The organism is Luteimonas huabeiensis HB2 (assembly GCF_000559025.1).
GTDB classification, from domain to species: Bacteria; Pseudomonadota; Gammaproteobacteria; order Xanthomonadales; family Xanthomonadaceae; genus Luteimonas; species Luteimonas huabeiensis.
This window is the reverse complement of the sequence record NZ_JAAN01000015.1, coordinates 90,025-103,345: the sequence shown is the minus strand read 5'-3', so window position 1 is coordinate 103,345 and position 13,321 is coordinate 90,025. Positions and strand designations below refer to the sequence as shown.

At 70.4% G+C, this 13,321-nt stretch carries 10 protein-coding genes, 2 tRNA genes and 2 pseudogenes; 1 reads left to right on the top strand and 13 read right to left on the bottom strand.

The features are described 5' to 3' along the window. Positions 1–10 precede the first annotated feature (10 nt). Positions 11–442, top strand: a complete 432-nt coding sequence (locus tag Z164_RS0106575; RefSeq protein WP_024867893.1) for a MerR family transcriptional regulator — start codon at positions 11–13, stop codon at positions 440–442. Positions 443–539: 97 nt separating this feature from the next. Here Z164_RS0106575 and Z164_RS21800 read toward each other — a convergent pair whose 3' ends face one another. From Z164_RS21800 to Z164_RS0106515, 13 genes and pseudogenes are all read right to left on the bottom strand, one after another. Beyond that, positions 540–995: an H-NS histone family protein gene (locus tag Z164_RS21800; protein ID WP_081770102.1), complete on the bottom strand. Its 456-nt coding sequence runs from the start codon at positions 993–995 to the stop codon at positions 540–542. Between the two features lie 39 nt (positions 996–1,034). Continuing rightward, a pseudogene (locus Z164_RS23685) lies at positions 1,035–1,151 on the bottom strand (SOS response-associated peptidase family protein); the annotation flags it as partial. Between the two features lie 6 nt (positions 1,152–1,157). Then, positions 1,158–1,430, bottom strand: a pseudogene (locus Z164_RS23535) (type I restriction-modification system subunit M N-terminal domain-containing protein); the annotation flags it as partial. Between the two features lie 376 nt (positions 1,431–1,806). Next, positions 1,807–1,883: transfer RNA gene (locus Z164_RS0106560), tRNA-Arg, on the bottom strand. 223 nt (positions 1,884–2,106) lie between these two features. Beyond that, a tRNA-Ser gene (locus Z164_RS0106555) sits at positions 2,107–2,199 on the bottom strand. Between the two features lie 73 nt (positions 2,200–2,272). Next, positions 2,273–2,467: a carbon storage regulator CsrA gene (gene csrA, locus Z164_RS0106550; protein ID WP_024889923.1), complete on the bottom strand. Its 195-nt coding sequence runs from the start codon at positions 2,465–2,467 to the stop codon at positions 2,273–2,275. A 136-nt stretch (positions 2,468–2,603) separates the two neighbouring features. Beyond that, a complete protein-coding gene (gene alaS, locus Z164_RS0106545) occupies positions 2,604–5,246 on the bottom strand; it encodes an alanine--tRNA ligase (RefSeq protein ID WP_024889922.1) in 2,643 nt (880 codons plus the stop codon). Between the two features lie 470 nt (positions 5,247–5,716). Continuing rightward, positions 5,717–6,037 (bottom strand): regulatory protein RecX, encoded by a 321-nt coding sequence (locus Z164_RS0106540; RefSeq protein WP_024889921.1) that lies wholly within the window; start codon positions 6,035–6,037, stop codon positions 5,717–5,719. A gap of 96 nt (positions 6,038–6,133) precedes the next feature. Continuing rightward, positions 6,134–7,168 carry a recombinase RecA gene (recA, locus tag Z164_RS0106535; protein ID WP_024889920.1) on the bottom strand — a complete coding sequence of 345 codons (1,035 nt, stop codon included), beginning with the start codon at positions 7,166–7,168 and terminating at the stop codon, positions 6,134–6,136. A 185-nt stretch (positions 7,169–7,353) separates the two neighbouring features. Continuing rightward, the gene (gene lexA / locus Z164_RS0106530; RefSeq protein ID WP_024889919.1) at positions 7,354–8,007 is read right to left on the bottom strand and encodes a transcriptional repressor LexA; all 654 of its coding nucleotides are present in this window, start codon (positions 8,005–8,007) and stop codon (positions 7,354–7,356) included. 33 nt (positions 8,008–8,040) lie between these two features. Further along, the gene (ubiB, locus tag Z164_RS0106525; protein WP_024889918.1) at positions 8,041–9,723 is read right to left on the bottom strand and encodes a 2-polyprenylphenol 6-hydroxylase; all 1,683 of its coding nucleotides are present in this window, start codon (positions 9,721–9,723) and stop codon (positions 8,041–8,043) included. Positions 9,724–9,760: 37 nt separating this feature from the next. Next, positions 9,761–10,252, bottom strand: a complete 492-nt coding sequence (locus Z164_RS0106520; RefSeq protein ID WP_024889917.1) for a CinA family protein — start codon at positions 10,250–10,252, stop codon at positions 9,761–9,763. Positions 10,253–10,376: 124 nt separating this feature from the next. Further along, the gene (locus Z164_RS0106515) at positions 10,377–12,980 is read right to left on the bottom strand and encodes a TonB-dependent receptor (protein ID WP_024889916.1); all 2,604 of its coding nucleotides are present in this window, start codon (positions 12,978–12,980) and stop codon (positions 10,377–10,379) included. Positions 12,981–13,321: the final 341 nt, after the last annotated feature.

Here is a 13,321-nt window from a genome sequence, read left to right as displayed (position 1 = left end):
AGTCAAGCACGTGAAGATCAGCGAAGCGGCCGCCGCCAGTGGCTGCCACCTGGAGACCATCCGCTACTACGAGCGCTCGGGCCTGGTGTCGCCGCCCAAGCGCACGCACAGCGGCTATCGCTCCTACACCCCCGCCGATGTCGACCGGCTGCGCTTCATCAGCCGAGGGCGCGAGCTGGGCTTCAGCCTGGAGGAGATCCGCAGCCTGCTGCGCCTGGACGACGACCCCACCATGTCGTGCCGCGACGTCGACGCCATGGCCCGCACCCATCTGGCCGATATCCAGGGGCGCATCGCAGAGTTGCAGCGTATGGCGTCGGAACTGGAACGGGTCATTGCCGACTGCGCCGGCGGCGAGCGCGGAACGTGCACCATCCTGGGGGCACTGCGCCGGCCGGGCAGCGCCCAGGTTTCATGTCCGGAACCGGGGTGCCGCTCATGAGCCTCGAACGGTATCTGGAGGCCGCCGGACGCAAAAACACGCAGCGCAGGCGAACTTGTCGGCTGCTAGCCACGATAACGATCCCTAATCCCAGCACTCACCTGCCCTTGATTGGGTCGGACGAGGACCTTCCCGAGTGCACTTCTGCCTTGTAGACCGTTCGCCGACCGATCGATCTGACATCCTTCACAGTGGGTCGAGCAAGGCCGGGGATGAGGTAATCGGCAACTCGCGCGCCCCGTCGTACCTTGTCGGCAAGCCACCGCGGCATCTGGCCGCGGCCAGACCAAGTATTTCTCTTGTTCTCTGGATCCCGGTACTTTGCGGAAACCTTCCCCTGCTTCTGCGTCCGAATGCGCCTTGCAGCTACACGAGGTACGTCAGAGACGTCAAAAATCTCATGGATCGCATAGCCATAGGATTGGGCCAGCGCAATGAGCTCATTCCGAACCACAGAAGGCGGACGTCGACGGGATATGAGTGCTTTCCTCTTCTCCGCCGCGAGTAAGAGCGATTCAAGCTCTGACAGGCTCAGCTTCTCGATACTCTTCATGTTCCAAGCGTCGAGTGGGGAACGGCGCCATGCGGACGATTATGCCGCCTCTCGATGCTCATAGTACGGGTGCCGCTTGTCATCGAAGATGGCCTGCATCGCCGCCAGGTCTCCGCTGGGATTGAGCCAGGCATCGACGTGCTCGGGGCGTATGTGGTCCTGGTCGCCCAACAGTCTGGGCAGGTCCATCGGCGAGGTGTTGTAGAAGCGCGCCTCGCCGACGAGGCGGCGCAAGAACGGGTCTGGGTTGATGCCGGCGTCGGTCTTCTTCTTGAGCTCGGCCAGCATCTTGTCCTTGGTGGGCGCCAAGACGCAGTCCAGCCGGCGCAGGACGGTGAAGGGCAGGATGAAGCGGCCGTACTCGTGCGGTTTGTAGTTGCCGCGAAGAAGATCGGCGACCGACCAGATGAAAGACGACAACGCGGCTTGGTTCATGTAACGAAGGCTCCCCGGGCCTCTGGTGACGCCCGATGATAAGCCAGCCGGTCCCACTGCTTGAGATCCCCGTACGGCCGCTCGCCGCTTCGGAGAGCGGTTCGAGGACCGCATGGAGGTTGTGGGCGCTCGCCCAGTTCGATGGCATCCAGACGATGAGCGCGTGCGCGCGTGGCCGCCGAAGCCCGAGCGCGAACCTGCCAAGACCACCTTCTGCCGCCCACGCTACCAGCGGCACCTGTAACGGGCGCATTGAGGCTTTGGTCACCTCCCAACCCCATTCCCCTACTCAAGATTCGTAGGGGGGTATTTAGGGGGGTTGGCAGGGTCCGCAGAACAAAAAAGCCGCTGAAATCAGCGGCTTAGTTGCTACATATGGCGCGCCCGGAAGGATTCGAACCTCCGACCCCCAAGTTCGTAGCCTGGTGCTCTATCCAACTGAGCTACGGGCGCGAAGGCGCGGAATTATGACGGTCGATTTCCACCTCGTCAATGCATGCAGCGCATCTTTTCGGTGGAACGCGACGCCGCGTTTTCCGCGCGTCGGAAAACGTCGCATGCGACGCCTTCCTGCCGACGCCGCCTGGACGGCGCCGGGTGGAACGATGGAACCAGTGCCGGCATGCCTGCCGGTCGCATCCCGCAACGAACGCCTGGCGGGACGAGCCGGAAGGAATGGCGGAGAGTGAGGGATTCGAACCCTCGATGGAGCTTTTGACCCCATACTCCCTTAGCAGGGGAGCCCCTTCGGCCTCTCGGGCAACTCTCCGCGGACCGGGCCGCGCACACGATGCGAAACCCGGTTGCGAAGGATAACGGTTCGGCTACGAGGCGGCAAACCCTCAGGGCTGTTCGTCGCCGCCGTCGTGGCCTTCGCCGCGATGAATGCGCTGGTAGATCTCTTCGCGATGGACGGCCACGTCCTTCGGTGCGGTGATGCCGATGCGCACCTGGTTGCCCTTGACGCCGAGAACGGTCACGGTGACGTTGTCGCCGATCATGAGGGTCTCGCCGACGCGTCGAGTCAGAATCAACATGAGAACTTCTCCATGGACTGGCGGGGCTCCCGCCAGCGGCGGTCCGGGCAATCCCGCCCGACCCCGCCATTGCGATTTTGGATGCAGCAAACGGCCATCATAGCCGGCGCTGGCTGAAGGCGAACTAGGCAGGAAGTCACGGTCCGGCGGCGCCCACCCGTCCGGACACCCATTCGGGAACCGCTTCGAGCGCGGCCGCCAGCTCCGGGCCGTCGGGGCCGCCGCCCTGGGCCAGGTCCGGACGCCCGCCGCCCTTGCCGCCGATGCGACCGGCGACCGCGGACAGGAGTTCCCCGGCCTTGACCGCGCCGAGCGCGCCGCCGCTGACGCCGGCGACCAGCGCGGCCTTGCCGTCGGCGGCGCCGGCCAGCAGCACCACCGCATCGCCGAGCTGCTGCTTGAGCCGGTCGACCGCCTCGCGCAGGGCCTTGGCGTCGAAGCCCTCGACGCGCGCGGCGAGCACCTTGATGCCGCCGACCTCGACCGCGGAGGCGGCGAGATCGGCGGTGGCGCCGCTCGCGGCCTTGGCCTTGAGGGCGTCGAGTTCGCGCTCGAGCTTCTTCTGCCGCTCGAGCAGCGCGCGCAGCTTGTCGGCCGCCTCGCCGGGCGTGGCGCCCAGCAGGCCGGCGACCTGCCGCAGCTGACGCGCCTCCGCGGCCACGTAGTCCAGCGCCGCCTGCCCGGTCAGCGCTTCCACGCGACGCACGCCGGCCGACACGCCGCCCTCGGACACCAGCTTGAACAGGCCGATCTCGCCGGTGCGCCCGACGTGGGTGCCGCCGCACAGCTCGACCGAATCGCCCATCGTCACCACGCGCACGCGCTCGCCGTACTTCTCGCCGAACAGCGCGATCGCGCCGGCGTCGAGCGCCGCCTGCATGTCCATCTCGCGGATGGCCACCGGATGGTCCTGGCGCACCTCCTCGTTGACCCGGCGCTCGATCTCGGCGAGCGCGGCGGCATCGACCGGCTCGAAATGGGAAAAATCGAAACGCAGCCGGTCCGGCGCGACCAGCGAGCCCTTCTGCGCCACGTGGGTGCCCAGCAGCCCGCGCAAGGCGCCGTGCAGCAGGTGGGTGGCGCTGTGGTTGAGCACGATGGCGCCGCGGCGCGCGGCCTCGACCCGGCCGCCGAGGCGGTCGCCGCGCGCGAGCGCGCCGGCGGCCACGCGGCCGATATGGCCGTGGAACTGGCCGGCGAACTTGCGCGTGTCGGCGACCTCGAAGCGCACGCCGTCGCCCTCGAGCGTGCCGGTATCGCCGACCTGGCCGCCGGATTCGGCATAGAACGGCGTGCGGTCCAGGATCACCACCGCCTCCTCGCCCTGCTCCACCCGCTCCACCGGCCGGCCGTCGCGCAGCAGCGCCACCACTTCCAGGCCCTCGGCCTGCAGTTGGTCGTAGCCGAGGAAGGCGGTGGCGGGGATCTGCGCGACCAGGTCGGCCGGCAGGCCGGTGCCCGAGGCGAACTTGCCCGCCGCCCGCGCGGTCTCGCGCTGACGCGCCATCGCCGCGTCGAAGCCGGCGGTATCCACCTGCAGGCCGCGCTCGCGGGCGATGTCGGCGGTCAGGTCGAGCGGGAAACCGTAGGTGTCGTAGAGGCGGAAGGCGTCCTCGCCGGGGATGACGCCGGCGCTGCGCGCGGCCACCTCGTCGAAGATGCGCATGCCCGCGTCGAGGGTCTCGGCGAAGCGTTCCTCCTCCGCGCGCAGGCTGCGCTCCACCAGCTCGCGAGCAGCGCGCAGTTCCGGGTAGACCTCGCCCATCAGCGCGTCGAGGGTGCCCACCATCCGGTGGAAGAACGGCTCGCGCACGCCGAGCATCCAGCCGTGGCGCAGCGCGCGGCGGACGATCCGGCGCAGCACGTAGCCGCGGCCCTCGTTGGAAGGCAGCACGCCATCGACGATCAGGAAGGCGCAGGCGCGGATGTGGTCGGCGATCACCCGCAGCGACTTGTTTTCCAGGTCGGCGGTCGCGGTCAGCTCGGCGGCCTTGCGGATCAGCGCCTGGAACAGGTCGATCTCGTAGTTGCTGTGGACGTGCTGCAGGACCGCGGTCAGCCGCTCCAGGCCCATGCCGGTGTCCACGCAGGGCGCCGGCAACGGCAGCAGCGTGCCGTCGGGCTGGCGGTCGAACTGCATGAACACCAGGTTCCAGATCTCGATGTAGCGGTCGCCGTCCTCGTCGGGCGAGCCGGGGGGACCGCCGGCGATGTGCGGGCCGTGGTCGTAGAAGATCTCCGTGCAGGGGCCGCACGGGCCGGTGTCGGCCATCTGCCAGAAGTTGTCGGAGGCGTAGGGCGCGCCCTTGTTGTCGCCGATGCGGACGATGCGGTCCTCGGGCAGGCCGACCATGTCGCGCCACAGCGCGTAGGCCTCGTCGTCGGTGTGGTAGACGGTGACCAGCAGGCGCTCGCGCGGCAGCTTCCACACCTCGGTCAGCAGCTCCCAGGCCCAGGCGATCGCGTCCTTCTTGAAGTAGTCGCCGAACGACCAGTTGCCCAGCATCTCGAAGAAGGTGTGGTGGCGCGCGGTGTAGCCGACGGAATCGAGATCGTTGTGCTTGCCGCCGGCGCGCAGGCAGCGCTGGACGTCGGCCGCGCGCACGTAGCTGCGCTTCTCCGCGCCCAGGAACACGTCCTTGAACTGGACCATGCCGGAGTTGGTGAACAGCAGGGTCGGATCGTTGCCGGGCACCAGCGACGCCGAGGGCACGATGGTGTGGCCCTTGCCGCGGAAGAAGTCGAGGAACTCGGAGCGGATGTCGGCGGTGGTCTTCATGCGTGGCGGCGATTGCGACGTGGAGGGGCACCGATCCGGCGCCGACCACAGATGCGGCCACGACGAGGAACAGACAACCCGGTAACCGGCAAGATTAGCAGGGCCGGCGCGCGCGTGCAGACCGGCGGGGGGCGCCCGGCCGCGCGGGGAGTCGGGGCTGCCGCGCCCGGTTGTCGGCGAGGGGCGGCCCGGCCCGAAGGGCGCCCTGCCCGGGCGCGGCCTCGCGCCTGCCGGCGGCGCCCGCCGGGAAGCGGCCGTCCCCGCGCACCGGCGGGCGCTGCCGGGCACGGGACGTCGCGACGCGACGGACGCCGGGCGGACTGCTTGCCGGGCATGGAGGGCATGGAGGCGCACCCATGCGCGAAGGCGCTTGCCGATCGCCGCGAACAGGGTGCCGGTCGCGGCGCGTCGCTCGCGCAGGGACGCGTCCGTCTTCCGTCGCGAATCCAGGGGCCCGCGCCGGTCGCGGGCTATCCGTCGTCGTCGAGGCCGCTGGCGGCGCGTGCGGTCTCGACGTCGAAGCCGCGCCGCAGCAGGAAGTCGGCCGCCTTGCGCCGGCGGCTCCGCGACGCTTCGGCCTCTTCGTCCTCCGCGGCGGGAAAGCGCCGCGCGACCAGGTCGCGCGCCACGCCGGCCCAGTCGTCCTCGCCGCTCTCGGCCAGCGCGGCGAACGCGGAATGCTCCCGCCGCACCAGCAAACCGAGCGCGCGTTGCGCCGGGCTCGGCTCGGCCCGCGGCCGGCGCCGGCGCGCACCGGTACCGGGATCCTCCGGGCCGCCGGCGGTACTCATCGCTTCGCCCGCCCGGCCTTACGCCGGGCGGGCGCCTGCGCGGCGGGCGCCGCAGCGGACGGATCGCGCTCGGAATTCATGGCGACGGAAACGTCGTCAGTCGTCCTCCGCGGTGGCGTCCTCGTCGCGCTTCGCCTCGGCCGGCACGAACTGCGCGCGCAGCGCGGCCTCGAGGCGGGAGGCGACCTCCGGGTTCTCCTTGAGGTACTGGCGGGCGTTCTCCTTGCCCTGGCCGATGCGCTCGCCGTCGTAGCCGTACCAGGCGCCGGCCTTGTCCACGAGCTTCAGCTCCACGCCCATGTCGATCAGTTCGCCCTCGCGGCTGATGCCCTCGCCGTAGAGGATCTCGGTGATGACCTGCTTGAAAGGGGGCGCCATCTTGTTCTTGACGACCTTGATCCGGGTCTGGTTGCCGATGATCTCGTCGCCCTTCTTGATCGCGCCGATGCGGCGGATGTCCAGGCGCACGGAGGCGTAGAACTTCAGCGCGTTGCCGCCGGTGGTGGTCTCCGGGCTCTGGCCGGGCATCATCACGCCGATCTTCATGCGCAGCTGGTTGATGAAGATCACCAGGCAGTTGGAGCGCTTGATGTTGCCGGTGAGCTTGCGCAGGGCCTGGCTCATCAGGCGCGCCTGCAGGCCGGGCAGCTGGTCGCCCATCTCGCCCTCGATCTCGGCCTTGGGCGTCAGCGCGGCCACCGAGTCCACGACCACCATGTCCACGGCGTTGGAGCGCACGAGCATGTCGGCGATCTCCAGCGCCTGCTCGCCGGTGTCGGGCTGCGAGACCAGCAGGTCGTCGATGTTCACGCCGAGCTTGGTGGCGTAGTTCGGGTCCAGCGCGTGCTCGGCGTCGATGAAGGCGGCGGTGCCGCCGGCCTTCTGGCATTGCGCGATCGCCTGCAGCGTGAGGGTGGTCTTGCCGGACGACTCCGGCCCGTAGATCTCGACCACGCGGCCCTTGGGCAGGCCGCCGATGCCCAGCGCCAGGTCGAGCTGCAGCGAGCCGGTGGGAATGACCTCCGCGGCCTCGACCGGGTTGTCGCCCATGCGCATCACCGAGCCCTTGCCGAACTGCTTCTCGATCTGGCTCAGGGCGGCCGACAGCGCGCGCTTCTTGTTCTCGTCCATCTGGTGGTCTCCGGGGTAGGTGATTCGACTGAAGGCAGGTTAGGCGGCGGCGGTCGCACGGGCTGCGACCCCGTGAGGGCCATGCTGGCGCCGGCGCGCCGGGGGCGGGATCGGCGGGCGCCGCCGGCGACCGTGGGAAAACGCCGCGCGCGGGCCGGGCGTTTCGCGCGAGCGCTGCGGCGCCCTCACCGGTTCGGCCGCACCAGGCCGCAGTACAGGCCCTCGATGGCGAAGTCCTGGCCGGGTTGCACCTCGATCGGCGCGTAATCCGGGTTGCGCGGCATCAGGCGGATGCGGTCCTTGCCCACGCGCAGCAGCTTGACGGTGATCTCCTCGTCGATGCGCGCGACCACGATCTGCCCGGAGCGCGCCTGCGCGGTGCGATGCACGCCGATCAGGTCGCCGTCGAAGATGCCCTCGTCGCGCATGGAATCGCCCTTGACCTTGAGCAGGTAGTCCGGCGAGGGCGAGAACAGCACCCGGTCGAGCACGACGTAGTCGTCCGCATCGCCCAGGCTGCCGGGCGCGCCGGCGCCGATCGGCAGGCCGGCGGCGACCTGCCCCAGCACCGGCAGCCGCAGCGCGTCGTCCGCGGCCGGCAGCGGCAGCGCCTCCTGCCGCCGCGGCGGCGCGGCGAGCAGGCGGATGCCGCGCGCGCGCCCGGGCACCCGTTCGATGGCGCCGGCGGCCTCCAGGGCCTCCAGGTGGTACTGCGCCGCGCGCACCCCGCTGAAGCCGAAGGCGCGGGCGATCTCCGCCTGCGAGGGCGGCACGCCCTCGGCCTCCACGCGCTCGGCGATGAGGGCCAGGATGGCCTGCTGGGTGTCGGTGAGCTGCATGGTTAGTAGTATTACTACTAACCCGCAGGCGGGTCAATGCTTCCGGCTGCGCCAGATCGACAGCACGATCCAGATCCCGGTCAGCGCGGCGCCGACGAAGCCGAGCACGCCCATCGCCATCAGCCAGCGGTTGGCGATGCCGCCGCCGACGCTGTTCATCACGATCGATGAGCCGATGATCAGCGCGGCGGTGACGACGCCGATGGTGAGGCGGTTGGCGGCGCTGTTGAGCTGGTCGCCGAAGGCCTTGAGCGAGGTAACCTCGATCTGCCCGCGCAGCCGCCCGTGGCGGGCGGCCTGCAGCAGGCGGCGCAGGTCGCGCGGCAGGTCGCCCAGCAGGTCGATCGTCCCCGACACGGTGCGCCGGGTGCGCCGGGCCAGCAGCAGCGGCGAATAGCGCTGCAGCATCGCGCGCTGCACGAAGGGCCGCGCCTCGGTGGCCATGTCGAAATCCGGATCGAGCTGGCGGCCCAGCCCCTCCAGGGTCAGGAAGGCCTTGATCATGAGCGCCAGATCGGGCGGCAGGGTCAGGCCGTGCCGGCGCAGCAGCGCGGCGACGTCGGCCAGCATCGCGCCCATGCGCAATTGCTTCAGCGGCACGCCGCGGTACTGATCGGTGAACGCGCCCACGTCGGCCTGCAGGCGGCCCTCGTCCACGTCGGCCCCGCCCTCGGTCCACTCCAGCAGGATGTCGGTCACCGCCTCGGCGTCCTGGTCGACCAGGCCGTGCAGCAGTTGCGCCACCTGCAGCCGGCGCTGCTCGGAGATGCGCCCGACCATGCCGAAATCGATGACGCCGATGCGGCCGTCCGGCAGGTAGAAGATGTTGCCGGGGTGCGGATCGGCGTGGAAGAAACCGTCCTCGAGCACCATCTTCAGCACGATGCCGGCGCCTGTTCGCGCCAGCTCGTGGCGGTCCAGCCCGGCCTCGTCGAGCGCGGCGAAGTCGCGCCCGGCAATGCCATCCATGAACGCCTGCACGTTGAGGCGCTCGGAGGTCCACTGCCAGTACACCTCCGGGATCGCGATGCCCGGGTGGCCGGCGAAGTTGGCGGCGATGCGCTGGGCGTTGCGGCACTCGCCGGCGAAGTCGAGTTCGGCGCGCAGCGAGGCGGCGAACTGCTGCACGATGCCGGTGGGCCGGTAGCGCCGCAGGTCGGGCGCCTGCGCCTCGACGATCTCGGCCAGCCGCGCCAGCAGCCGCAGGTCGGCCTCGACCACCTCGCGGATGCCCGGCCGCCGCACCTTCAGCACCACCGGGCTGCCGTCGGCGAGCCAGGCGCGATGGGCCTGCGCCAGCGAGGCGGCGGCGAGCGGGCGTCGCTCCAGGCGCGCGAACACCACCTCCGGGTCCGCGCCGAGATCGGCGGCGAGCTGGTCGCGGATCGCCTCGAACGGCAGCGCCGGCACCGCGTTCTGCAGCTCGCCCAGCTCGCGGATCCACTCCGCCGGCAGCAGGTCGATGCGCGTGGCCAGCACCTGCCCGAGCTTGACGAAGGTCGGCCCGAGGTCCTGCAGCGCGTGGCGCAGGCGCGCCGGCGGCGTCATGCGCAGCAGTTCCTCGGCGTGCTGCCAGTGCAGCAGGCGCCCGGCGCGTTCCAGCGCGCCGGACAGGCCGATGCGCCGGACCAGGTCGCCGAAGCCGTAGCGGATCAGGACCGAGGCGATTTCCTGCAACCGGCCGAGGTCGCGGACGGTGCCCAGGGTCTCCCACATCACCCGGCGCCCCCGGTCGCGCGCGCGCCAGGGCGCATCACAGGTCCTCCAGGCCGCGCAACGCCGCCTCGACGGTCTGCCGCCGCACCGCGTCGCGGTCGCCCTCGAAGCGGAACAGTTCCGCGCGCGGATAGCCGCCGCGGCGCTTCCAGGCGATCCAGACCGTGCCGACCGGCTTGCCGGGCGTGCCGCCGCCGGGCCCGGCGATGCCGGTGACCGCCACCGCCACGCTCGCGCCCGAGCGCACCAGCGCGCCGGAGACCATCTCCAGCGCGGTCTCGCGGCTCACCGCGCCCTCCGCCTCCAGGGTCAGCGGGCTCACGCCCAGCAGGGCCTGCTTGGCCTCGTAGCTGTAGACCGCCATGCCGCAGTCGAACCAGGCCGAGGAGCCGGCAATGTCGGTCATGACCTTGGCGATCCAGCCGCCGGTGCAGCTCTCGGCGGTCACCAGGGTGTCGCGCGCGGCCAGCAGCCGGCGGCCGGTGGCCTCGGCGAGCCGTTCGAGCGCGGCGTCGTCGGGAAGGGACATGACGGTGCGGTGCCTGTGGGGAACCGGCACAGTGTCGCCGATCGGCCGCCGCAAGTCGTCCCCGGGCGCGGCGAGGCGCCCCGGCGGCGCGCATGGGCGACGCGCGCCGCCGGGACGGCCGGCGCTAGTAGCGCAGCCGCAGGGTCATGCCGTAGGTGCGCGGCGCGCCGAGGAACGCGTTCCACGAGCCGGCCTGGATCGGCGCGTCGATGCCGACCTGCTTGTAGGTCTCGTCGGTCAGGTTCTGGCCCCAGAACTCCAGCATCCAGCGCTGGTCCTGGCGGCCGATGCCGATGCGCGCGTTGAGCAGGGTGTAGGCCTCCTGCAGCTTCTGCGGGTCGAGATCGGAGCCGGTGTTGTACTCGGACATGTACTTGGCGCCGATGTTGAAGCGGCCCATCAGGTTCGAGCCGATGTCCCAGTCGTAGGTCACCGAGGCGTTGCCAGACCACTTCGGCGCGAAGCTCATCTGGTTGCCGGGCAGCAGCACCAGCTCCGGGTCGGGCAGCGGATCGTCGCCGTACTCGGTCTCGGCGTAGGTCAGCCCGCCCTGCACCATCAGCCCGCGGATGCCCGGCTGCCACAGCACCTCGGCGTCGATGCCCCTGGAGGTCACCTTGGGGATCGAGCGGACCACGAAGGCGGTGCCGAGGAAGCTGTTGAGCTGGAAGTCCTCGTAGTCCTGGTAGAACAGCGCGGCGTTGAACAGCAGGTTGCCCTCGGCCCAGGTGGTCTTCAGGCCGAGTTCGTAGCTGTCGACGAACTCGCCTGGGAACGAGGTGTCGTCCACCGGCACGATCCCGCCGACGCCGCTGGACAGGCCGTTGGAGGACTGCACGCGATCGAGGTTGAAGCCGCCGGCCTTGTAGCCGCGCGCGGCGGAGACGTAGGTCATCACGTCGTCGGACCAGTCGTAGGCGAGCTTCAGCGTGCCCGACCACTCGCGCTCGGTGCGCTCCTGGCGGGTGTTGCGGCCGTCGTGGGCGACGTTGGCCCAGGGCAGGCACATGAAGCCGGCCACCTGCGGCGCGATCGCCGGCACCAGTTGGCCCAGCAGTTGCTGCTGCAGCGCCGGCGGCAGGCCGGCGAAGCCGTTGATGCGCTGCGCGAGCGCGCCGCCCACGCGCGCGGCCGGATCGGCCAGGGTCGCCGCGCAGGCCAGGCTGCCGTTGGGATTGGAGAAGTCGGAATCGAGCGTCTTCTTCTCGCGGGTGTAGCGCAGGCCCAGGGTGATGTCGAACGCGTCGGTGACGTGGAAGGTGTTGTTGGTGAAGATCGCCGCGCTGCGCGCGCTCTGGCCGTAGCGGTCGAGCGCGCCTACGCCGGTGTAGTTGCTGCCGAACGGCCGCCCGCTGACCTGCGACAGGAACGTCGCCGGGTTGGCGGTGTTCACCGTCAGGCCCAGCGGCGCGAGCTGCGCGGCCATCGCGCCCAGCACCTGGCTGCCGACCAGGCTCGACAGGTACGGCTCGTAGGCCGCGCCCATGTAGTAGGCATCGTGGCGGCGCAGGTCCTCGTCGGAATAGAACAGGCCGACCATCCAGTCGAGCCGGTCGGTGGCCCCGGTCAGCCGGAACTCCTGGCTGAAGGTCTCGAACGCGGCCAGCGAGGCGTCCTCGTCCGGCGGGCGGTACATGATGTCCGCGCCGCTGTAGTCGAAGTCGATGCTGGTGATCGCCTGCCAGTCGCGGAAGGCGGTGATCGAGGTCAGCACCGCGTCGTTGGCCCAGGGCGTGGTCCAGTTGACCTCCGCCGAGATGCCCTTGTCCTTCAGGTCCTGCTCGGTGGTGCGGTTGGCGTAGGCCAGGCGCCGGTCGAGGTCCGGCACCGGGATGATGCCCTGCCCGCCCGGCGTCAGCGCGTCGATGATCGCCGCGGTCGGGCCGCGGTGGGTGGTGACCGAGACGCAGCAGTGCTCCTCGCGGCTGCTGTAGTCGGCGATGAAATTGACGCTCAGGGTCTCGCTCGGCTCCAGCAGCAGCTGGCCGCGCAGCGCGTGGTAGTTCTGGTCGCCGTCGTCGTCCTCGCGGCGCGGGCCGCCCGCGGTGACCACGTCGTCCACGCCGTCGCGCTTGCGCTTGGTGGCGTAGATGCGGAAGGCCGCGTTCTCGCCCAGCGCGTCGTTGTACGCACCGGACACGCCCACCAGCCCGTAGTTGCCCACCGTCACCTCGCCCTCCACCGCCTGCGTGTAGCTGGGCCGGCGGGTGACGACGTTGATGACGCCGGCCGACGTGTTCTTGCCGAACACGGTGCCCTGCGGCCCCTTCAGCACCTCGATCCGCTCCAGTTCGCCGAGATCGCCGAAGCCGACGCTGTTGCGCGCCCGGTACACCCCGTCGATCACCACGCCGACCGACGACTCCAGGCCCGGGTTGTCGCCGACGGTGCCGATGCCGCGGATGCGCGCCACCGTCTGCGCCGCCGACTGCGTGCTGGTCACGGTCAGGCCCGGCACCAGCACCTGCAGGTCCTTGATGTCGCGCACGCCGGTGTCCTGCAGCAGTTGCTCGGGCAGCACGTTGATGACGATCGGCACGTCCTGCAGCGCCTCCTCGCGCTTCTGCGCGGTCACCACCAGCGTCGACAGCGTGGCCGGCTCGTCGCGCCGGGCCTGCTCGGCCGGCGGAGCCTCCTGCGCCCGCACGGGCGCGACGTGGATCGACGAAACCAGCGCGGCCACCACGGCGGCGGCCAACAACCTGCGTTGCGGAAAATCGGAATGCATGGCGTCCCCCGAACCATTAGGAAATGGACCGGCGCATCGACCCCGCCGGCCGCGACGGGCCGCGAATGCGCGCCCCGGGGAAACCCCTCCCCTGGCGGCGGCCGGATCGGCGTGGGGGACACGATCCGGCGCGCTTCGCATGCCTCGAACGGAAAACTAACACCGATTCCGGCGAGGGCCTGCTGCGGCGCACCACCCCGCCGCTCCCCGCCCCGTCACTGTCTGATAAAAGCGCCTAAATCGCATGGGGCGCCGACCGTTCGTCGCAAACCGATTGAATTTCGCACCGGCCAGGAGTAACAGCCATATCGGGGATCGCATCTCGCGCGGCCTCGATGATG

Excerpts from the sequence above, each read along its gene's own strand:
- Z164_RS21800 (WP_081770102.1), bottom strand. The coding sequence starts at position 995 with ATGAAGAGTATCGAGAAGCTGAGCCTGTCAGAGCTTGAATCGCTCTTA.
- csrA (WP_024889923.1), bottom strand. The coding sequence starts at position 2,467 with ATGTTGATTCTGACTCGACGCGTCGGCGAGACCCTCATGATCGGCGAC.
- alaS (WP_024889922.1), bottom strand. The coding sequence starts at position 5,246 with ATGAAGACCACCGCCGACATCCGCTCCGAGTTCCTCGACTTCTTCCGC.
- Z164_RS0106540 (WP_024889921.1), bottom strand. The coding sequence starts at position 6,037 with ATGAGTACCGCCGGCGGCCCGGAGGATCCCGGTACCGGTGCGCGCCGG.
- recA (WP_024889920.1), bottom strand. The coding sequence starts at position 7,168 with ATGGACGAGAACAAGAAGCGCGCGCTGTCGGCCGCCCTGAGCCAGATC.
- lexA (WP_024889919.1), bottom strand. The coding sequence starts at position 8,007 with ATGCAGCTCACCGACACCCAGCAGGCCATCCTGGCCCTCATCGCCGAG.
- ubiB (WP_024889918.1), bottom strand. The coding sequence starts at position 9,723 with ATGTGGGAGACCCTGGGCACCGTCCGCGACCTCGGCCGGTTGCAGGAA.
- Z164_RS0106520 (WP_024889917.1), bottom strand. The coding sequence starts at position 10,252 with ATGTCCCTTCCCGACGACGCCGCGCTCGAACGGCTCGCCGAGGCCACC.
- Z164_RS0106515 (WP_024889916.1), bottom strand. The coding sequence starts at position 12,980 with ATGCATTCCGATTTTCCGCAACGCAGGTTGTTGGCCGCCGCCGTGGTG.